The 20093-nt window shown below is 66.4% G+C and carries 19 protein-coding genes; 16 read left to right on the forward strand and 3 right to left on the reverse strand.

Annotated elements, in window-relative coordinates; translation table 11 throughout:
* Positions 1-26 precede the first annotated feature (26 nt).
* The gene (locus tag ACZ5MJ_RS05990) at positions 27-731 is read right to left on the reverse strand and encodes a Bax inhibitor-1/YccA family protein (protein WP_432257487.1); all 705 of its coding nucleotides are present in this window, start codon (positions 729-731) and stop codon (positions 27-29) included.
* Between the two features lie 374 nt (positions 732-1105).
* On the opposite strand from ACZ5MJ_RS05990, the gene ndk reads away from it, so the two are divergent.
* The 16 genes from ndk to ACZ5MJ_RS06070 all read left to right on the forward strand — a co-directional run bounded on the left by ndk (position 1106) and on the right by ACZ5MJ_RS06070 (position 18554).
* Positions 1106-1531 (forward strand): nucleoside-diphosphate kinase, encoded by a 426-nt coding sequence (gene ndk / locus ACZ5MJ_RS05995; protein WP_432257486.1) that lies wholly within the window; start codon positions 1106-1108, stop codon positions 1529-1531.
* A gap of 49 nt (positions 1532-1580) precedes the next feature.
* Positions 1581-2735: a dual-specificity RNA methyltransferase RlmN gene (gene rlmN, locus ACZ5MJ_RS06000; RefSeq protein WP_464222896.1), complete on the forward strand. Its 1155-nt coding sequence runs from the start codon at positions 1581-1583 to the stop codon at positions 2733-2735.
* Positions 2732-3511, forward strand: coding sequence for a type IV pilus biogenesis/stability protein PilW (gene pilW / locus ACZ5MJ_RS06005; protein WP_464222897.1), 780 nt, complete (start codon positions 2732-2734; stop codon positions 3509-3511). The genes rlmN and pilW overlap by 4 nt, the downstream gene beginning before the upstream one ends.
* A complete protein-coding gene (locus ACZ5MJ_RS06010) occupies positions 3504-4502 on the forward strand; it encodes a RodZ domain-containing protein (RefSeq protein ID WP_464222898.1) in 999 nt (332 codons plus the stop codon). Before pilW ends, ACZ5MJ_RS06010 begins: the two co-directional genes overlap by 8 nt.
* Before the next feature lie 47 nt (positions 4503-4549).
* Entirely contained in the window at positions 4550-5842 is a 1293-nt protein-coding gene (gene ispG / locus ACZ5MJ_RS06015) for a flavodoxin-dependent (E)-4-hydroxy-3-methylbut-2-enyl-diphosphate synthase (RefSeq protein WP_464222900.1), read from the forward strand.
* A 39-nt stretch (positions 5843-5881) separates the two neighbouring features.
* Positions 5882-7249: a histidine--tRNA ligase gene (gene hisS, locus ACZ5MJ_RS06020; RefSeq protein WP_464222901.1), complete on the forward strand. Its 1368-nt coding sequence runs from the start codon at positions 5882-5884 to the stop codon at positions 7247-7249.
* A 57-nt stretch (positions 7250-7306) separates the two neighbouring features.
* Entirely contained in the window at positions 7307-7939 is a 633-nt protein-coding gene (locus ACZ5MJ_RS06025) for a tetratricopeptide repeat protein (protein ID WP_464222902.1), read from the forward strand.
* 66 nt (positions 7940-8005) lie between these two features.
* Positions 8006-9181, forward strand: a complete 1176-nt coding sequence (bamB, locus tag ACZ5MJ_RS06030; RefSeq protein WP_464222903.1) for an outer membrane protein assembly factor BamB — start codon at positions 8006-8008, stop codon at positions 9179-9181.
* A gap of 219 nt (positions 9182-9400) precedes the next feature.
* Positions 9401-10744: a ribosome biogenesis GTPase Der gene (der, locus tag ACZ5MJ_RS06035; RefSeq protein WP_464222904.1), complete on the forward strand. Its 1344-nt coding sequence runs from the start codon at positions 9401-9403 to the stop codon at positions 10742-10744.
* A 211-nt stretch (positions 10745-10955) separates the two neighbouring features.
* A complete protein-coding gene (gene hfq, locus ACZ5MJ_RS06040) occupies positions 10956-11195 on the forward strand; it encodes an RNA chaperone Hfq (protein WP_012353158.1) in 240 nt (79 codons plus the stop codon).
* A 234-nt stretch (positions 11196-11429) separates the two neighbouring features.
* The gene (gene hflX, locus ACZ5MJ_RS06045; protein WP_464222906.1) at positions 11430-12665 is read left to right on the forward strand and encodes a GTPase HflX; all 1236 of its coding nucleotides are present in this window, start codon (positions 11430-11432) and stop codon (positions 12663-12665) included.
* Between the two features lie 155 nt (positions 12666-12820).
* Entirely contained in the window at positions 12821-14179 is a 1359-nt protein-coding gene (gene hflK, locus ACZ5MJ_RS06050) for an FtsH protease activity modulator HflK (protein ID WP_464222907.1), read from the forward strand.
* Positions 14180-14189: 10 nt separating this feature from the next.
* Positions 14190-15098 (forward strand): protease modulator HflC, encoded by a 909-nt coding sequence (gene hflC, locus ACZ5MJ_RS06055; RefSeq protein WP_464222908.1) that lies wholly within the window; start codon positions 14190-14192, stop codon positions 15096-15098.
* A gap of 186 nt (positions 15099-15284) precedes the next feature.
* Positions 15285-16436 (forward strand): ATP phosphoribosyltransferase regulatory subunit, encoded by a 1152-nt coding sequence (locus ACZ5MJ_RS06060; RefSeq protein WP_464222909.1) that lies wholly within the window; start codon positions 15285-15287, stop codon positions 16434-16436.
* 85 nt (positions 16437-16521) lie between these two features.
* Positions 16522-17862, forward strand: a complete 1341-nt coding sequence (locus tag ACZ5MJ_RS06065) for an adenylosuccinate synthase (protein WP_464222910.1) — start codon at positions 16522-16524, stop codon at positions 17860-17862.
* 125 nt (positions 17863-17987) lie between these two features.
* Positions 17988-18554, forward strand: coding sequence for a phosphoribosyltransferase (locus tag ACZ5MJ_RS06070; RefSeq protein ID WP_464222911.1), 567 nt, complete (start codon positions 17988-17990; stop codon positions 18552-18554).
* 50 nt (positions 18555-18604) lie between these two features.
* Here the strand turns inward: ACZ5MJ_RS06070 and ACZ5MJ_RS06075 are convergent, their stop codons facing one another.
* Both ACZ5MJ_RS06075 and ACZ5MJ_RS06080 read right to left on the reverse strand, forming a co-directional pair.
* Positions 18605-19216 carry an NAD(P)-dependent oxidoreductase gene (locus tag ACZ5MJ_RS06075; protein ID WP_464222913.1) on the reverse strand — a complete coding sequence of 204 codons (612 nt, stop codon included), beginning with the start codon at positions 19214-19216 and terminating at the stop codon, positions 18605-18607.
* A gap of 65 nt (positions 19217-19281) precedes the next feature.
* Positions 19282-19716, reverse strand: coding sequence for an Rrf2 family transcriptional regulator (locus tag ACZ5MJ_RS06080; protein ID WP_432257470.1), 435 nt, complete (start codon positions 19714-19716; stop codon positions 19282-19284).
* Positions 19717-20093 lie beyond the last annotated feature (377 nt).

Below are 20093 nucleotides of genomic sequence, written 5' to 3' on the forward strand. Positions count from 1 at the left end.
TTTTCATGCCGCGGGGGCGGTTGCCGTCAGTCGCGGCTGCCGCCGAAGATGCCCAGCAGCGCCAGCAGGTTGACGAAGACGTTGTACACGTCCAGGTAGATCGCCAGCGTGGCGGTGATGTAGTTGGTCTCGCCGCCGTTCACCACGCGCTGCACATCGAACAGGATGTACGCCGAGAAGATGCCGATCGCGATCACCGACACCGTGATCATCAGCGACGGCAGCTGCAGCCAGATATTGGCAACGCTGGCCAGGATCAGCAGGATCACGCCGACGAACAGGAACTTGCTCAGGCCGGAGAAATCGCGCTTGCTGACCGTTGCGATGGTGGCCATTGTGCCGAACACCGCCGCCGTGCCGCCGAAGGCATACATGATCAGCGCCGGACCGTTCGAGAACTGCAGCGTCGCGCCGATCAGGCGCGACAGCATCAGGCCCATGAAGAACGTGAACGCCAGCAGCAGGACCACGCCCATGCCGCTGTTCTTGGTCTTCTCGATGCCGTAGAAGAACGCGAACGCGATGCCCAGGAACAGGATCAGCGACAGGCCGGGGCTGCCCGCCATGAGGCTGAAGCCGGTGGCCACGCCGATCCACGCGCCGAGCACGGTGGGGATCATCGAGATGGCCAGCAGCCAGTAAGTGTTGCGCAAGACCCGGTTGCGAACGACGACGTCAGTGACGCCCGATGCACTATTGCCGAAACCGTAGGTGTTCAGCTTGTTATCCATGGTGACTCCTGTCTCAAAACGGTGAGGCGCCGGGGATTCGAGGCTTCAGTTGCGAAGATTCGCATGGACCCCGGACGGAACCATCGTCAATGTGGCATCGGGTAGGCCGAATTGCAAGGGCGGAGTAATTCAAAGGGCACTCCGCACTGCTTTTACGTCCGTTCGACGCCGCTTACATTGGATGGTAGCCGGGGCGCGGTGTTCCGGGCATGACAAGGTTGTAATGTGCGTCTTGGGATACCTGGCTCCGGCTTGTGCCGCAAGGGCGACCGGACGCTGGCCGATACAGGGAAGACCCTCGAAAGGGTCATAGTCTTCGTGCTAGAATCGCATGTTTAATCCATTTGTAACCCCTTCATTTTTCGGAGTTTTTCATGGCGATCGAACGCACCCTGTCGATTATCAAGCCGGATGCCGTGGCCAAGAACGTCATTGGCCAGATCTACGCCCGTTTCGAGGCCGCCGGCCTGAAGATCGTTGCTGCCAAGATGGTGCACCTGTCGCGCGGCGAAGCCGAGCAGTTCTACGCCGTCCACAAGGAGCGTCCGTTCTTCAAGGACCTGGTGGACTTCATGGTTTCCGGCCCGGTCATTATCCAGGCCCTGGAAGGCGAGAACGCCATCGCCAAGCACCGCGACCTGATGGGCGCCACCGACCCGAAGAAGGCCGAGAAGGGCACCATCCGCGCCGACTTCGCCGACAGCATCGATGCCAACGCCGTGCACGGCTCGGACGCTGCTGAAACGGCTGCCGTGGAAGTGTCGTTCTTCTTCCCGGGCATGAACGTCTACAGCCGCTGATTGCCTGGCGCTGCTGGACTAGACAGATACCGAAGCTGAGTTTGCCGTCATGAACGCTCTCGTCAACCTGCTCGACCTCGACGCGGACGCGCTCACCGCTTATTGCGGCGAGCTCGGCGAGAAGCCGTTCCGTGCGCGGCAACTCCAGCGCTGGATCCACCACTACGGTGCCAGCCGCTTCGACGCCATGTCGGATCTCGCCAAGTCGCTGCGCGAAAAGCTCGCGACGCGGGCCGAGATCCGCGCGCCCGCCGCCATTACCGACAACCTGTCGGCCGACGGCACGCGCAAGTGGCTGCTCGACGTGGGCGAGGGCAACGCGGTGGAAACGGTCTATATCCCCGAGGAAACGCGTGGCACGCTGTGCGTTTCCTCGCAGGCGGGATGCGCCGTCAACTGCCGGTTCTGTTCCACTGGCAAGCAAGGCTTTTCGCGCAACCTCAGCACCGGTGAAATCATCGGCCAGCTGTGGATGGCCGAGTTCGCCATGCGCGAACAACTGGGCCGCGGCCCCAAGGATGACCGCGTCATCTCCAATGTGGTGATGATGGGCATGGGCGAGCCGCTGCTGAACTACGACGCCGTCGTGCCGGCCATGCGGCTGATGCTCGACGACAATGCCTACGGCCTGTCGCGCCGCCGCGTGACGCTGTCCACCTCCGGCGTGGTGCCGATGATGGACCGGCTGTCCAGGGACCTGCCGGTGGCGCTCGCCGTGTCGCTGCATGCGTCCAACGACGCCCTGCGCGATGTGCTGGTGCCGCTGAACAAGAAGTACCCGCTGGCCGAACTGATGGCGGCATGCCGCCGCTACCTGGAATTCGCGCCGCGCGATTTCATTACTTTCGAATACTGCATGCTGGATGGCGTCAACGACGGCGTCGAGCATGCGCGGGAACTGCTGAAGCTTGTGGCCGACGTGCCGTGCAAGTTCAACCTGATCCCGTTCAATCCCTTCCCCGAATCGGGCCTGAAGCGTTCCAACAACGAGCAGATCCGGCGCTTCGCGCAGGTGCTGATGGACGCGGGCATCGTGACCACCATCCGCAAGACCCGCGGCGACGACATCGACGCCGCCTGCGGCCAGCTGGCCGGGGAAGTGAAGGACCGCACGCGCCTGGCCGAACGCGGCAAGTTCGGCAAGATCACGCCACTGGTGCCGGTCAATGCCAACGGCCAGCCTCGGGAGGTTCGCCCTGCATGATCCGTCTGATCGCTGCGGCCCTGCTCGGGCTGCTGATGTTGTCCGGCTGCCAGTTGCCGCATGCGCCGGCGCAGGATCTCCAGACCGCTTCTGACCAGACCGATGCAAGGCGCCGCGCCGGCATCCGGCTGCAACTGGCCACCAACTATCTCGAGGCCGGCCAGAACGCGGTCGCGCTTGACGAGATCAAGCAGTCCATCGCCATCGATCCGTCGCTCGCCGATGCCTACCATGTGCGCGCGCTGATCTACATGAACATGAACGAGCGGGCGCTGGCCGACGACAGCTTCCGCACCGCGGCGTCGATGCGCGGCAACGACGGCGACCTGCTCAACAACTACGGCTGGTTCCTGTGCCAGGAAGGGCGCTACGGCGAGGCCGTGCCGATGCTGCAGCGCGCGGTGTCGGCGCCGTCGGCCGGCGGCCCGGCCAAGCCCCTGATCAGCCTGGGCGCGTGCGAACTGCGCCAGGGCCACAGTGCCGAGGCGGAGAACAACCTGAAGGCCGCGCTCGGCTATGACCGCAACAACCCGGTGGCCAACACCAACCTCGCGCTGGTGTTCTACCGGCGCGGCGACTTTGCGCAGGCCCGGCAGTATGTCCAGCGCGTCAACAACAGCCAATTTGTCAGTGCGCAGTCCCTCTGGCTGGGAGCGCGCATTGCCCACCGCGAGGGCGACGGCCGCACGCAGGATGCGCTGGGGGCGCAGCTGCGCAGCCGCTTCCCCGACTCGCGTGAGTTGACCGCCTACGAACAAGGAGCATGGGATGAGTGAGCACGACCGCGCCGCAGGCCAGGCCGTACCGACACAACAAGTCGGCGGCGGTGCGCACGAAGGAGACCGCGAAGCTGCCGCGCGCGAGATCGGCGCAGCGCTGACGCGCGAGCGCGAGGCGCAGCGGATGACGGTGGAAGACGTCAGCGCACGGCTGAAGGTGGCGGCAGGCAAGCTGCGCGCGATCGAGGCCGGCGACCTGCAGGCGCTGCCCGACGTGACCTTCGCCAAGGGCGTGATGCGTGCCTATGCCCGCATGCTGCATGTCGATATCGACCCGCTGCTGGCGCGCTTCCAGCCGCGCGCGGTGGCGCAGGTGGCGGAAATCGCCCGCCAGCGCGAAGGCGGCATCAACGCGGCCTTCGACGACCGCAACCGCTTCCGCTCGGGCGGCAGCGGTGGCCGCTGGGTCTGGCTGGCGCTGGTGGCGGTGGTGGTGGCCGCGGGCGCCTGGTTCGGGTTCGACCATATCCGCGCATGGATCGATGCGCGCAGCAGCGCTGCCGAAACGGTGAAGGCCGCAGCGCCCGCCGCCGAGATCCAGAGCACGGAAGCCGGCACCGTGACCGCGGCGCTGCCGCCCGTGATGGCTGCCAGCGATGCGCCGGCGCCATCCGCCGAAACCGTCCCGGCCAGTGCCGCGGCTGCCCCCGCGGCCACGGCCGCGCCGGCCGCCCCGGTAGTGGCCTCGGCGCCCGCTGCCGCCACGGCACCCGTGGCTCCCGTCACGGCACCTGCCGCGGCAGCGGGCGAGGGCGAACTGCAGATCCGTTTTGCCGCCGATACCTGGTATGAAATCCGGGACAGTCGCGGCAAGATCGTCATGGGCGGTACCGCCAAGGCTGGCCAGACCGTGGCCGGCGGCGGCACCGCTCCGTACAAGGTGGTGATCGGCAACGTCAAGGGCGTCGAGTCGCTGACGCGCAATGGCACGCCGGTTGACCTGAAGGCAGCCAACCGCAACAACGTGGCGCGCCTGACGCTGCCGTGAGGCAGGCGCCGAGTGCTCAAGGTGAGTCTTTGCAAGGTGGTAACGCTATGAACCAACAGCTCTGTCTCCCGGTCCTGGCCGGCCCGCTGCCGCGCCGCCAGACGCGCCAGGCGCGCGTCGCGTGGGGCGACAACGTCGTGACCATTGGCGGCGGCGCGCCGGTGCGCGTGCAGTCGATGACCAATACCGACACGGTCGATGCGATCGGGACCGCAATCCAGATCAAGGAACTGGCGCGCGCCGGCTCGGAGATCGTGCGCATCACGGTGAACACGCCCGAGGCGGCGGCCGCGGTGCCGTCGATCCGCGAGCAGCTCGACCGCATGGGCGTCGATGTGCCGCTGGTGGGTGACTTCCACTACAACGGCCACAAGCTGCTGCAGGACTATCCCGCCTGCGCCGAGGCGCTGTCCAAGTACCGCATCAACCCGGGCAACGTCGGCCAGGGCGCCAAGCGCGATACGCAGTTCGCGCAGATGATCGAGATGGCGTGCCGCTACAACAAGCCGGTGCGCATCGGCGTGAACTGGGGCAGCCTGGACCAGGACCTGCTGGCGCGAATCATGGACGAGAACGCCGGGCGCGCCGAGCCGTGGCCGGCGCAGAGCGTGATGATCGAGGCGCTGATCACCTCGGCCATCGATTCGGCGAAGAAGGCCGAGGAAATCGGCCTGCCGGGCGACCAGATCATCCTGTCGTGCAAGGTGTCGCAGGTGCAGGAACTGGTCGCGGTGTACCGCGAGCTGGCGCGCCGCTGCGACTACGCGCTGCACCTCGGGCTGACCGAGGCCGGCATGGGCAGCAAGGGCATCGTGGCCTCGACCGCGGCGCTGTCGGTGCTGCTGCAGGAGGGCATCGGCGACACCATCCGCATCTCGCTGACGCCGGAACCCGGCGCGCCGCGCGAGAAAGAGGTGTACGTGGGGCAGGAAATCCTGCAGACCATGGGCCTGCGCAATTTCACCCCGATGGTGATTGCATGCCCGGGCTGCGGGCGCACCACCAGCACGGTGTTCCAGGAGCTGGCGGCCAGCATCCAGACCTACCTGCGCGAGCAGATGCCGCAATGGAAGATCGCCTACCCCGGCGTCGAGGAAATGGACGTGGCCGTGATGGGCTGCATCGTCAACGGTCCGGGCGAGAGCAAGCACGCCAATATCGGCATCTCGCTGCCGGGCTCGGGCGAATCGCCCGCGGCGCCGGTGTTCGTCGATGGCGTCAAGGTGAAGACGCTGCGCGGCGAGCGCATTGCCGAAGAGTTCCAGGCGATCGTAGACGAGTACGTTCGCACGCATTACGGCCCGGGCGCTGCGCGGACCGACAAAGAAGTGGCAGCCTGAGCCGGACCGGCCGGGTGCCAGCAGCCTGACAAGAACAGAATGACGCAATCCGAGAACGTGGCCGCCGAAGGCGCCAAGACCGAATCGAAGGTACGCCCCGCCAAGGCCCTGCAGGGCGTGAAGGGCATGAACGACATGCTGCCGGCCGACGCGCCGCTGTGGGAGCATTTCGAGAATGCCGCCCGGGCCATGCTGCGCGCCTACGGCTACCAGCAGATCCGCACGCCGATTGTCGAGCAAACGCAGCTGTTCGTGCGCGGCATCGGCGAGGTCACCGACATCGTCGAGAAGGAGATGTACTCCTTCACCGATTCGCTCAACGGCGAGCAGCTGACGCTGCGCCCGGAAGGCACCGCCGCCGCCGTGCGCGCCACCATCGAGCACAACCTGCTGTACGACGGCCCCAAGCGGCTGTGGTACACCGGCCCGATGTTCCGCCACGAGCGCCCGCAGCGCGGCCGCTACCGCCAGTTCCACCAGCTTGGCGCCGAGGCGCTGGGCTTTGCCGGTCCGGATGTCGACGCCGAGATCATCCTGATGTGCCAGCGGCTGTGGGACGACCTGGGCCTGGTTGGCGTGCGCCTGGAGCTCAATTCGCTGGGTCAGGCGCATGAACGCGCCGCGCACCGCGAACAGCTGATCAAGTACCTGGAAGGCTTCCAGGACATCCTGGACGACGACAGCAAGCGCCGCCTGTACACCAACCCGCTGCGCGTGCTGGACACCAAGAACCCGGCGCTGCAGGAGATGGCGTCCAACGCGCCCAAGCTGATCGACTTCCTGGGCGAAGAGTCGCTGGCTCACTTCGAGGGCGTGCAGCGCCTGCTGAAGGCCAACAACATCCCGTTCAAGATCAACCCGCGCCTGGTGCGCGGCCTGGACTACTACAACCTGACGGTGTTCGAGTGGATCACCGACAAGCTGGGCGCGCAGGGCACCATCGCCGGCGGCGGGCGCTATGACCCGCTGATCGCGCAGATGGGCGGCAAGCCGGCGCCGGCCTGCGGCTGGGCCATGGGCATCGAGCGCATCATCGAGCTGATCCGCGAAGAGGGCGTGGTGCCCGAGGCGGTGGGCTGCGACGTCTACCTGGTGCACCAGGGCGAGGCCGCCGCGCAGCAGGCGATGGTGGCCGCCGAGCGCCTGCGCGACGCCGGCCTGGACGTGGTGCTGCATGCCAGCCCCGACGGCAAGGGCGGCAGCTTCAAGTCGCAGATGAAGCGCGCCGATGCAAGCGGCGCGGCCTATGCCGTTATCATTGGCGACGACGAAGTCGCCGCCGGTGTGGTCCAGGTCAAGGAACTTCGCCAGCGCGAGCAGGCCGAAGGCGGTGGGCAACAGGCCACGGTGCCGGCCGAAGGGCTGGTCGATTACCTGATCGACGCCATGGTCGGCGCCAGCGAATAACGGCGCGCCGCCACCGCAGTACCCGAGTATCCAACCAACGCAGGTGATTGCCTCGACATGGCTTACGATCTAGAAGAACAGGAACAGCTTGAGAATCTGAAGGCCTGGTGGCGCCAGTATGGCAATGCGCTGACCTGGGTGCTGATCATTGCGCTGCTGGCGTTTGCCGGCTGGAACGGCTGGAAGTACTGGGAGCGCAAGCAGGCCGGCGAAGCCGCGGTGCTGTACGAACAGGTGCTCAAGGCCGCCGAGGCGCACGATGTCGAACGCATCAAGCGCGCCGCGACCGACCTGGAAGGCAAGTTCGGCCGCACCGCCTACGGCCAGATGAGCGCGCTGGTCGCAGGCCGCGTGCTGTACGATGCGGGCGACCTGGCGGCGGCCAAGAGCCAGCTGCAATGGGCCATCGACCACGGCGACGAAGCTTATTCGCACCTGGCGCGCGTGCGCCTGGCCGGCGTGCTGCTCGACGAGAAGGCCTATGACCAGGGCCTGGCGCTGCTCAAGGACGAGCCGCCGGCGGCGTTCGCCGCGCTGTATGCCGACCGCCGCGGCGACCTGCTCGCCGCGCAGGACAAGCGCGACGATGCCCGCACCGCCTATCGCAAGGCGCTGGACAAGCTGGACCAGGCCGAGCCGGCGATGCGCCAGATCATCCAGTTCAAGCTCGATGCGCTGGGCATGGCCTGATCCGGCCGCTCCCGAACTCGTGCAACACCGTTTATCCCGCGGATCGAATAACAGGACCTTAACTCTATGACGTCAGTGCTTTCCCGTGCCGTACATCGCCAGCCCGCCCGCACCATGAGCCGTGCGCTGGTGGTAGCTGCCTGCCTGGCCGCACTGGGCGGCTGCTCGCTGTTCGGCAAGGAAAACAAGCACCCGCCCGCCGCACTCAAGCCGCTCTCGGCCACGTTGCAGGTGCGCCAGGCCTGGAAGGCCGATGTCGGCAAGAGCGGCCCCTATTCCATGCAGCCGGCCGCGGCGGGCAACAATGTCTACGTGTCGTCCAACAACGGCAACGTGATGGCGCTGGAAGGCGCCAGCGGGCGCGTGTTGTGGAAGGCCAAGACCGATGTCGACCTGACCTCCGGCCCGGGCAGCGATGGCTCGGTGACCGCGGTCGCGGGCGAGAAGGGCGCGATCTATGCCTTTGACGCCAGCGGCAAGCAGATCTGGAAGAAGCAGGTCAACGGCGAGGTGCTGTCGGCGCCGCTGGTCGGCAACGGCCTGGTGGTGGTGCGCACCACCGACACGCGGGTGTTCGGCCTGGACGCCGAGACCGGCGAGCGCCGCTGGATCTACCAGCGTTCGCAGACCCCGCTGAACCTGCGTGCGGCGATGGGGATGGTATTCGCCGGCGACGGCATCGTGATGGGCTTCCCCGGCGGCAAGCTGGGCGTGCTGACGCCGGGCAACGGCGTGCTGCGCTGGGAAAGCGCGGTGTCGTACCCGAAGGGTGTGTCGGAGATCGAGCGCCTGAACGACGTCACCGGCCAGCCCATGGTCAGCGGCCGCCAGGTGTGTGCCACCACCTTCCAGGGCCGGATCGCCTGCCTGGAGCTGGCCAGCGGCCAGCCGCAGTGGGGCAAGGATTTTTCGTCGCCGAGTGGCCCCGCGCAGGATGACAATGCGATCTACGCCAGCGACGAGCAGTCGGTGCTGCATGCCTTTGACCGCCAGAACGGCGCCGAACGCTGGAAGAACGCCGACCTGCGCAACCGCCGCCTGGGCGCGCCGCTGGCGCTGGGCCGCTCGGTGGTGATGGGCGACTTCGAAGGCTATGTTCACTTCATGTCGCGCGAAGACGGCCAGGTCGTCGCGCGCATGAAGACCGATGGCAGTGCCATCACCGCCGCGCCCGTCGTGGCGGGGCAGACCCTGATCATCCAGACCCGCGACGGCGACGTCTACGGTTTCCAGCCTGGCTGACAGGACGCTAATGCGCGCTGCCGTACACCTGTCGGTACGGTCAGCGCCGAATCCGGTAGCATGATCCTTAGCGCGGCAATTGCAGCGGGTCCGTTGACCCGGCGCCGCGCCCGACAGGACAAGCGGTAATTCGCGCCCAGGTGGCGCGCACTGCCGTCGGATCCATTGACTCCGGAGTTACCGGGGGGCGGCGTGCCGGCCCCCGTTTCCGTTTATTGCATGAAACCAGTTATCGCACTTGTCGGCCGCCCCAATGTGGGCAAGTCGACGCTATTCAACCGCATGACCCGCTCGCGCGACGCCCTTGTCGCTGACCTGCCGGGCCTGACGCGCGACCGCCATTACGGGGAAGGGCGCATCGGCGAACGTCCGTTCATTGCCATCGATACCGGCGGTTTCGAGCCGGTGGTCAAGGAAGGCATCGTCGCCGAGATGGCCAAGCAGACCAAGCAAGCAGTGGTCGAGGCCGACGTGGTGATCTTCATCGTCGACGGCCGCCTGGGCCTGGCGCCGCAGGACCGCGCCATTGCCGACTACCTGCGCAAGACCGGCCGGCGCATCATGCTGGCGGTCAACAAGGCCGAGGGCATGAAGTACACCTCGGTGGCGGCCGATTTCTACGAACTGGGCATGGGCGATCCGTACGCGATCTCCGCTGCCCACGGCGACGGTGTGCGCGAACTGGTCGACGAGGCCATCGAGCTGGCAGTCCAGGAACGCCCCGAGCTGGCCGAGGAAGTCTCCGACGAGGGCAAGGGCGTCAAGATCGCCATCGTCGGGCGCCCCAATGTGGGGAAATCCACGCTGGTCAACACCCTGATCGGCGAAGAGCGCGTGATCGCGTTCGATATGCCCGGCACCACGCGCGACGCCATCTACGTGGAGTTCGAGCGCGGCGGCAAGCCCTATACGCTGATCGATACCGCCGGCCTGCGCCGGCGCGGCAAGGTGTTCGAGGCGATCGAGAAGTTCTCGGTGGTCAAGACGCTGCAGTCGATCGCGGACGCCAACGTGGTGATCCTGCTGCTCGATGCGCAGCAGGATATTTCCGAGCAGGATGCGCACATCGCCGGCTTTATCGTGGAATCCGGCCGCGCGCTGGTGGTGGGCGTCAACAAATGGGACGGGCTGGACGGCCATGCCCGCGACCGCATCAAGCATGACCTGGAACGCAAGCTGCAATTCCTGAGCTTCGCGAACTTCCATTTTGTGTCGGCACGCGAGCGCACCGGTATCGGCGCGCTGATGCGTTCCGTCGATGACGCCTTTGCCGCGGCCATGGTCAAGCTGCCGACGCCGCAACTGACGCGCGTGCTGCAGGAGGCCGTGGAGTTCCAGCAGCCCAAGCGCGTCGGCGCGTCGCGCCCGAAACTGCGCTACGCGCACCAGGGCGGCTCGAACCCGCCCATCATCGTGGTCCACGGCAATGCGCTGTCGGGCGTGGCGGAAACCTACCGGCGCTACCTGGAAAACCGTTTTCGTGCGGCGTTCAAGCTCAAGGGCACGCCCCTTCGCATCGAATTTCGCACGAACAAAAATCCGTACGCGGACTCGAAGGATTGAGTCCGGAATCGGATCCCTGGCGGGGCCAGTTTTCGTTTGCGTTCGTTTGGAACTGCGGCTAAATTCACGGTAGCAGGGGGTTCCCTGCGCATTGACGCCGACTTGGTACCGTTTTTGATCTTTTTTCTGGCGCGTTTTTGCGCCGACTGACTTGAACCGGGGATTTCCATCCCCATCATTCACCACTAAACCTATAAATTTGGAGTGTGCCATGAGCAACAAAGGGCAACTGCTACAAGACCCGTTCCTGAACGCGCTGCGCAAAGAGCACGTGCCGGTTTCCATCTACCTCGTCAATGGCATCAAGCTGCAAGGCAATATCGAATCGTTCGACCAGTACGTCGTCCTGCTGCGCAATACCGTGACGCAGATGGTCTACAAGCATGCGATCTCCACCGTCGTTCCGGCGCGCGCGGTCAATTTCCGCGTGGATGATTCCGCCGAGGCCTGATCTGACCGATCTGCCCGAGGGCATCGCGCGGGCGCCAGGCGGCGCCGCCCCGATGCCCGGCACCGGTGTGCCAATGCGCCCGGTGCTGAGCGGTCCGGCGGTTGCCAGTGCAGCCGCCGCTGCCGCCACGTTCCGCACCATGCGGCGGCCTGTCCCGGCAGGGGCCAGGACAGTGTCCGACATCCGCCAGCCTTCCCCCTGAACCCGTATTTCCCTGCGCATTCGCGCCCTCCCTTGGACCCCAGAGCCACTTCCAATACCGCCCCTTCGCGCGCGATCCTTGTCGGCGTCGACTTCGGCAAGCATGATTTCCAGGAAAGCCTCAGCGAACTGGCGCTGCTGACCTCAACCGCCGGCTCGCTGCCGGTGCATACGCTGACGGGCCGCCGCTCGCGGCCGGACCCGGCGCTGTTCATCGGCTCGGGCAAGGCCGAGGAGCTGAAGGAGGCCGCCGACGCGCTGGACGCCGACGTGGTCGTCTTCAACCACGCCCTGAGCCCGGCCCAGCAGCGCAACCTCGAGCGATTCCTGAACCGCCACGTGATCGACCGTACCGGCCTGATCCTGGATATCTTCGGGCAACGCGCGCAGAGCCACGTCGGCAAGGTGCAGGTGGAGCTGGCGCAGGTCCAGTACCGCGCCTCGCGGCTGGTCCGCGCGTGGAGCCACCTTGAGCGGCAGAAGGGCGGTATCGGCATGCGCGGCGGCCCCGGCGAGCGCCAGCTCGAACTGGACCGCCGCATGCTGGACGAGCGCGCCAAGCGGCTCAAGTCGGATCTGTCGCGGCTGCAGCGCCAGCACAGCACGCAGCGGCGCGCCCGCGCCCGCAATGACACGCTCAGCATTTCGCTGGTGGGCTATACCAACGCGGGCAAGTCGACGCTGTTCAACGCGCTGACCAAGGCCGGCGCCTATGCGGCCGACCAGCTGTTCGCCACGCTCGACACGACCTCGCGCCGGCTGTTCCTGGACGGGCTGGGCAACGTGGTGCTGTCCGACACGGTCGGTTTTATCCGCGACCTGCCGACGCAGCTGGTGGCGGCGTTCCGCGCCACCCTGGACGAGACCGTGCATGCCGACCTGCTGCTGCATGTGGTGGATGCATCGAGCCCGGTGCGCCACGAGCAGATCGAGCAGGTCAACCGCGTGCTGGCGGAAATCAACGCGCTGGACATCCCGCAGATCGTGGTGATGAACAAGATCGACGCGGCGCCCGAGCTGATGGACCAGGGCCCGCTGATCGAGCGCGACGAGGACGGAGTCCCCACCCGCGTGTTCCTGAGCGCGCGCGAGGGGCTGGGGCTGGACTCGCTGCGCGAGGCCGTGGTCGAACTGGCGCAATGGCTGGCCAGCCGCCCGCCCGAACCGGAGCCCTACGACCCGCGCCTGGGTGACGTGTCGCAGTACGACGATGCCGGCGCGGATGACGGTGGCGACGCCGCCGACGCCGGGGATTCGGGCAGGCCTTAGCCCGGCGGACGTGCGTCGCAAGATCGGCGCAAGTTCGGTGGCGGTTCTGCCCAATTCCGGTGCGATTACTGCCCGGATTGCGCGAATTGGCCAAAAGTGGCGCAGATGACTGCTAGAATCCCCCTGTTACAAACTTCCCCGGACCCGTGCACTTCATGCCCCAGTTTCCCCGGAATGCTGATTCGAGCCTGACACCAGGCGGCCGCTTCGCGCTGAGCGCGGGCTGGCGGCGCCTGCGCGCCATCTTCTCGCTGAACGATCCGCGCTGGGGTCGGGACGGTCAGGACGATGACAAGAAGGATGGCCGCGACGACAACCGCCAGCAGAACCAGCGTCCGCAGCAGGATGGCGGCCCGCCTGACCTGGATGAACTGTGGCGCGACTTCAACCGCCGCCTGAACGGCCTGCTCGGCCGCAAGGAAAACGGCGGTGGCGGCAACCAGGGCTTCGGCGCCCCGCGCACGCCGGGCAAGGGCTCGGGCGTGGGCGCCGGCGTGCTGGTGGCGGCCGTGGTCGGCATCTGGCTGGCCAGCGGCTTCTTCATGGTGCAGGAAGGCCAGACCGCGGTGATCCTGCAGTTCGGCAAGTTCAAGTACACCACCGGCCCCGGCATCAACTGGCGCATGCCCTGGCCGCTGCAGTCGGCCGAGATCGTCAACCTGTCGGCCGTGCGTTCGGTCGAGGTGGGGCGCGCCACCTCGATCAAGGACAGCAACCTGAAGGACGCGTCGATGCTCACGCAGGATGAGAACATCATCGACGTGCGCTTTACCGTGCAGTACGTGATCCAGGACGCTACCGAATTCCTGTTCTACAACAAGACCGACCGCGGTGGCGATGAAGAACTGGTGACGCAGGCCGCCGAGACCTCGGTGCGCGAGATCGTGGGCCGCAACAAGATGGACGCGGTGCTGTACGAGAACCGCGAGCAGATCGCGCAGGGGCTGGCCAAGTCGATCCAGGCCATCCTGACGGCGTACAAGACCGGCATCCGCGTGATTTCCGTCAACGTGCAGAGCGTGCAGCCGCCCGAGCAGGTGCAGGCCGCGTTCGACGACGTCAACAAGGCCAGCCAGGACCGCGAGCGCGCGATCAGCGAAGGCCAGGCCTATGCCAACGACGTCATCCCGCGCGCCAAGGGTACCGCGGCGCGCCTGAAGGAAGAGTCCGAAGCCTATCGCGCACGGGTGGTGGCACAGGCCGAGGGCGATGCCTCGCGCTTCCGTTCGGTGCAGACCGAATACGCCAAGGCGCCGCAGGTGACGCGCGACCGCATCTATCTGGAAACCATGCAGCAGATCTACTCTAACTCGACCAAGGTGCTGGTCGACTCGCGCCAGGGCAACAATCTCCTCTACCTGCCGCTGGACAAGCTGATGGCACAGGCCGACAGCCGCGCCGCGCCGCAACCGGGCCAGCCGGGTGCAGCGAGCACGCCGGCACCGACGCCGGATGCATCGACGGACATCCGTTCGCGCGAATCGCTGCGCAACCGCGACCGCGACTCGCGCTGAGGAGACCGTCATGAACCGACTGATTTCCTTCGCGATTGGCCTTTTCATCCTGCTGGCCGTGGTGTCCTCGATGCTGTTCGTGGTCGACCAGCGCCAGTTCGCCGTGGTGTTCGCCTTCGGCGAGATCAAGCAGGTGGTGCGTGAGCCGGGCCTGCATTTCAAGCTGCCGCCGCCGTTCCAGAACGTGGTGTTCATGGACCGCCGCCTGCAGACCATCGATGCGGCCGCCAACGAGCGTTTCCTGACCGCCGAGAAGAAGAGCATGGTGGTGGACTGGTTCGTCAAATGGCGCATCACCGATCCGCGCAAGTTCTTCGTCGCCTTCGGCGGCAACCTGCGCGGCGCACAGGACCGCATGACCCAGCGCATCGACTCGGTGGCGCGCGAGGAGTTCGGCAAGCGCACCGTGGCCGACGTGGTTGCCGGCGAGCGCGAGCAGGTGATGCAGGCCATCCGCAACGGCATGAGCGAATACGCCAAGTCGGTCGGCGTCGAGATCCTGGACGTGCGCCTGAAGCGCGTCGACCTGCTGCCCGCGATCAGCGAATCGGTGTACCGCCGCATGGAGGCCGAACGCAAGCGCGTGGCCAACGAGCTGCGCTCCACCGGCGCCGCCGAGGGCGAGAAGATCCGCGCCGATGCCGACCGCCAGCGCGAAGTGGTGCTGGCCGAGGCCTATCGCGACGCCCAGGTGATCAAGGGCGAGGGCGATGCCAAGGCATCGCAGATCTATGCCGATGCGTTCGGCCGCGATCCGCAGTTCGCGCAGTTCTGGCGCAGCATGGAAGCGTACCGCAACACCTTCCGCGACAAGCGCGATGTGCTGGTGCTGGAGCCCAATTCTGACTTCTTCCGCTACATGCGCTCCAGCGGCGGTGCCGCCGCGGCGGCACCGGGCGGCGCCGGAGGCAAGCGCTAGCACCGTCGCTTGTCCGTGTGGCGAATTGACGAAACCCCGGCTTGCCGGGGTTTTGTCCGGCTGGAGCCGTCACCGCCGAGTGATGGCGCGGGCGCGCGGCGCCCGCAACATTGAGTTTCCGGGCAAGGCCCGGCACCTGCGGGCCCTGGGCCCGCGGGCAACCGAATGACCGAGAAGAGATTCACCATGTCCAATCATTGGCTGCTGCCAGAAAACATTGCCGACGTGCTGCCGTCGGAAGCGCGCAAGATCGAAGAACTGCGCCGCCGCATGCTCGACCTGTTCCGCACCTACGGCTACGAGCTGGTGATGCCGCCGATGCTGGAATACCTGGAGTCGCTGCTGACCGGTACCGGCCATGACCTGGACCTGCGCACGCTCAAGCTGGTGGACCAGCTGTCGGGCCGCACCATGGGTCTGCGCGCCGATATCACGCCGCAGGTCGCGCGCATCGATGCCCACCTGCTGAACCGCCCGGGCGTGACCCGCCTGTGCTACGCCGGCAACGTGCTGCATGCGCGCCCGGCGGGTTTCCACGCCACGCGCGAGCCGATCCAGATCGGCGCCGAGATCTATGGCCATGCCGGCCTGGAAGCCGACGTCGAGATCCAGGAACTGATGCTGGCCGCACTGACGGCGGCGGGGCTGTCGGAGATCCGCATCGACCTGTGCCATGCCGGCATCCTCGAGGCGCTGCTGGCGGGCCTGCCGTCGATCCGCAAGATCGAGGACGCGCTCTTTGCCGCGCTGGAAACCAAGGACGTGCCGGCGCTGCGCGAGCTGACCGTGGGCATGCCGCAGACCGAGCGCGATGCCCTGCTGGCGCTGCCGACGTTATACGGCGGTGTCGACGTGATCGAGCGCGCCCGCGCGACCCTGCCGGCGAGCCCGGCCATCGGCCGCGCCCTTGATGAACTGGCGGCACTGGCGGTGCAGGTGCGCGGTGCCAGCGTGAATATCGACCTGTCGGATTTGCGCGGTTACCACTATCACAGCGGCGTGATGTTCGCGGCCTATGTTGCTGGATTGCCCAACTACGTGGCGCGTGGCGGCCGTTATGACAAGGTGGGCGAGGCGTTCGGCCGTGCACGTCCGGCCACGGGTTTCTCGCTGGATCTGCGTGAAGTGGCGGCGCTGTCGCCCATCGAGGTGCGCGCCCTGGCCATTTTTGCGCCCTGGGATGCGGATCCGGCACTCCGGGCCGTGATCTCCGCGCTGCGTGCGTCCGGCGAGATCGTGATCCAGTCGCTGCCCGGCCACACCCACGAGCTGGATGAATTCAACTGCGACCGGCAACTGGTGCGCCAGGACGCCGGCTGGGCCGTGGTGCCGCGCTGACGCCTGTGCGCCGGGCGTGCCCAAAAATCGAGAATCGCCCGGCAACAAGAGTAGAATACGTTTTTAACCTATTGACCAAAGCAATATGTCCGCATCCGCAGTAGGCCAGGGACGCAATGTCGTCGTGATCGGCACCCAGTGGGGTGACGAAGGCAAAGGAAAAATCGTCGATTGGCTTACCGACCATGCAAAGGGCGTGGTGCGGTTCCAGGGTGGCCACAACGCCGGCCACACGCTGATCATCGGTGGCAAGAAGACCATTCTCCGTCTGATCCCCTCGGGCATCATGCGCGAAGGCACGGTCTGCTACATCGGCAACGGTGTGGTGCTGTCGCCCGAAGCTTTGTTCCGTGAAATCGAAGAACTCGAAGGCGCCGGCCTGCAGGTGCAGAGCCGCCTGCGCATTTCCGAGGCCGCCACGCTGATCCTGCCGTACCACGTTGCCATCGACAAGGCGCGCGAAGCCCGCCGTGGCGCCGCCAAGATCGGCACCACCGGTCGCGGCATCGGCCCGGCCTACGAAGACAAGGTGGCCCGCCGCGCGCTGCGCGTGCAGGACCTGTTCGATCCGCAGCAGTTCGCCGAGCGCCTGCGCGAGAACCTGGACTACCACAACTTCATGCTGACCCAGTACCTGGGCGCCGAAGCCGTGGACTTCCAGCAGACCCTGGACGAAGCGCTGGCCTACGCGCCGCGCCTGGCGCCGATGGTGGCCGACGTGTCGGCCGAGCTGTACGCGGTCAACGCCGCCGGCGGCAACCTGATGTTCGAAGGCGCGCAAGGCACGCTGCTGGACGTGGACCATGGCACCTATCCGTTCGTGACCTCGAGCAACTGCGTGGCCGGTGCGGCCGCAGCGGGCGCCGGTGTGGGCCCGGGCCGCCTGAACTACATCCTCGGCATCACCAAGGCCTACTGCACCCGCGTCGGCGCGGGCCCGTTCCCGAGCGAACTGTACGACAACGACAACGCGTCGCGCCAGGACCCGGTCGGCGTGCGCCTGGCCAATGTCGGCAAGGAATTCGGTTCGGTCACCGGCCGTCCGCGCCGCACCGGCTGGCTCGATGCTGCCGCGCTCAAGCGCTCGGTGCAGATCAATGGCGTGTCCGGCCTGTGCATGACCAAGCTGGACGTGCTGGATGGCCTGGAAAGCATCAAGCTGTGCGTGGGCTACGAGCTGGACGGCAAGACCGTCGACATCCTGCCGCGCGGCTCCGACGCGGTGGCGCGTTGCGTGCCGGTCTATGAAGAATTCCCCGGCTGGAACGAGTCGACCTTCGGTGTGAAGGCGTGGGACGCGCTGCCCGAGCCGGCCCGCGTCTACCTGAAGCGCGTGGAAGAAGTGGTCGGCATTCCGATCGACATGATCTCGACCGGCCCGGACCGCGACGAGACCATCCTGCTGCGTCACCCGTACAAGGCCTGACCCGCCGGCAGTACCCCCACAAGGCCGCGCGCCACGAGCGCTGCGGCCCGCCAGAAATAAATCGGCCCGCGCAAGCGGGCCGAGCCATATCGGTCAATCGACCCGAAGATACAAAGAGTAGAACGATGAACCTGCCAACGAACGATGACGAGAACCTGTGGGTCTCCTGGGACGAATACCATCGCCTGATCGCACGCCTGTCGCTGAACGTGCATGAGTCGGGCTGGAAGTTCGACAAGATCCTGTGCCTGGCGCGCGGCGGGCTGCGCGTGGGCGACCAGATGTCGCGCATCTTCGACGTGCCGCTGGCCATCCTGGCCACCAGCAGCTACCGCGAGGCCGCGGGCACGCAGCAGGGCGACCTGGATATCGCGCAGTACATCACCATGACCCGCGGCGAGCTGACCGGCCGCGTGCTGCTGGTCGACGACCTGGTGGATTCGGGCATCACGCTCGAACGCGTGGGCCGCCACCTGAAGGAGCGCTATCCGGCCGTGACCGAAGTGCGTTCGGCGGTGCTGTGGTACAAGGCCTGCTCGAAGATCGAGCCGGACTATCACGTGACCTTCCTGCCGTCGAACCCCTGGATCCACCAGCCGTTCGAAGAGTACGACACGCTGCGTCCGCACAACCTGGCCGCCTGGCTCAAGCGCGGCAAGCGCGCTGCCCAGGACGACGGCGCGCAGGCCTGATGCGCTTGCGCCGGGTCCCGCCGCTGGCTGGCGGGGCCCCGGTGGCCGGCTTAGTAGCCGACCGTGAAACGCTGGCGCGAATGCGCCGGCTTCTCGATCTCGTCGAGCATCGCGATGGCGTAGTCTTCCATCGAGATCCAGCTCTTGCCTGCTGCGTCGCTCAGCAGGTTTTCCTCGCCGATGCGGAACTTGCCGGTGCGCTCGCCCGGTTCGAACAGCGCCGATGGCGACAGGAAGGTCCAGTCGATCTGTTGTTCCCCGCGCAGCGCGTTCAGGAAATCCCGGCCTGCGAGTGCCTCGGGCTTGTAGGCATCGGGGAAGTTCGGGGTATCGACCAGCTGCACGCCCGGTGCGACATAGAGGCTGCCGGCACCACCCACTACCAGCAGGCGCGGCACGCCGGCCTGGCGCACGGCCGAGGTCACCTGCTGCGCGTTCAGCTGGGCGAAGCGCGCGCTGCTGATGACGACGTCGCTGCCGGCCAGGGCAGCGGCCAGGGCGACGCTGTCGGTCGCATCGACGTCCTTGCTGGTCACGCCTGTGCGTGCGGGCAGTTTGCTGGCCTGGCGCGCAATGGCGGTCACCTGGTGGCCGCGGCGCACGGCTTCGTCGGTCAGGCGCGTGCCAACGCGGCCGGTGGCGCCGATGATTGCGATCTTCATGGTCACTCCTTCTTTCGGGTCGGGTTGATATGAAACCAATGTGGTTACATATCGGGATAAAAAAATCAGCGCTTGCGGCGCTGGCTGCTGCCTTCGACATCGGCGAGCATGCTGGCAATGGTGATGCCGGCAAGGGTATCGTCCATGGCCGCCTGCGCGCGGTCAGCGACCTTGCGCAGCGCACCGGTGATCTCGCGTCCGACCAGGCAGGCCGGATTGGGCGCGCTCTGGTGCAGCGTGATCAGCGCAGTGGTCTCGACCACGCGGAACACGTCCAGCAGCGTGATGGAGGCTGCCGGGCGCGCCAGCGTGGCGCCGCCGGTGCTGCCCATGGTGGTCGTCACCAGGCCAGCCTCGGCGAGCTGGCTCACCAGCCGGCGGATCAGCGCCGGGTTGGTGCCAACGCTGCCGGCGATCAGCGACGACGGCACCGGCTGCGCCGAACTGGCGAGCAGGGTAAGGATATGGACCGCCACGGCGAACCGGCTGCTGGTGCTCACTGCTTGGACTCAGGATGTCGGGGTCAATGTGAAACCATGATAGTTACACATCGACGCGCTTGTCAAGCAAGGGGCAAGGGGCAGGAATGCAGGCAGGGGAGTCAGTGATACGCCGAAGTGGCCGCGAGTGGCCGGTGGAATGCCGGAATCGCCACTGAAGCTGTTACACTCCTCGACATTGCCGTACCCTTGTGGTTCGGCTGCCGCGCGGGGTACGGTGCGCGGTTTCACGGACGGGAAAAAACCCGTACGCTCGCAGTGATGACATCGCGGCAAGGCCGCCAAGCAAGGAGTGCAAGTTGCCGGATCTGATGCGCAAAACAGGCGTCAAAAACAAAAAACCCGCAGGGCTTGAAAGCGCTGCGGGTTTTCCGTTG

It is taken from the genome of Cupriavidus sp. LA-1, from assembly GCF_055385985.1.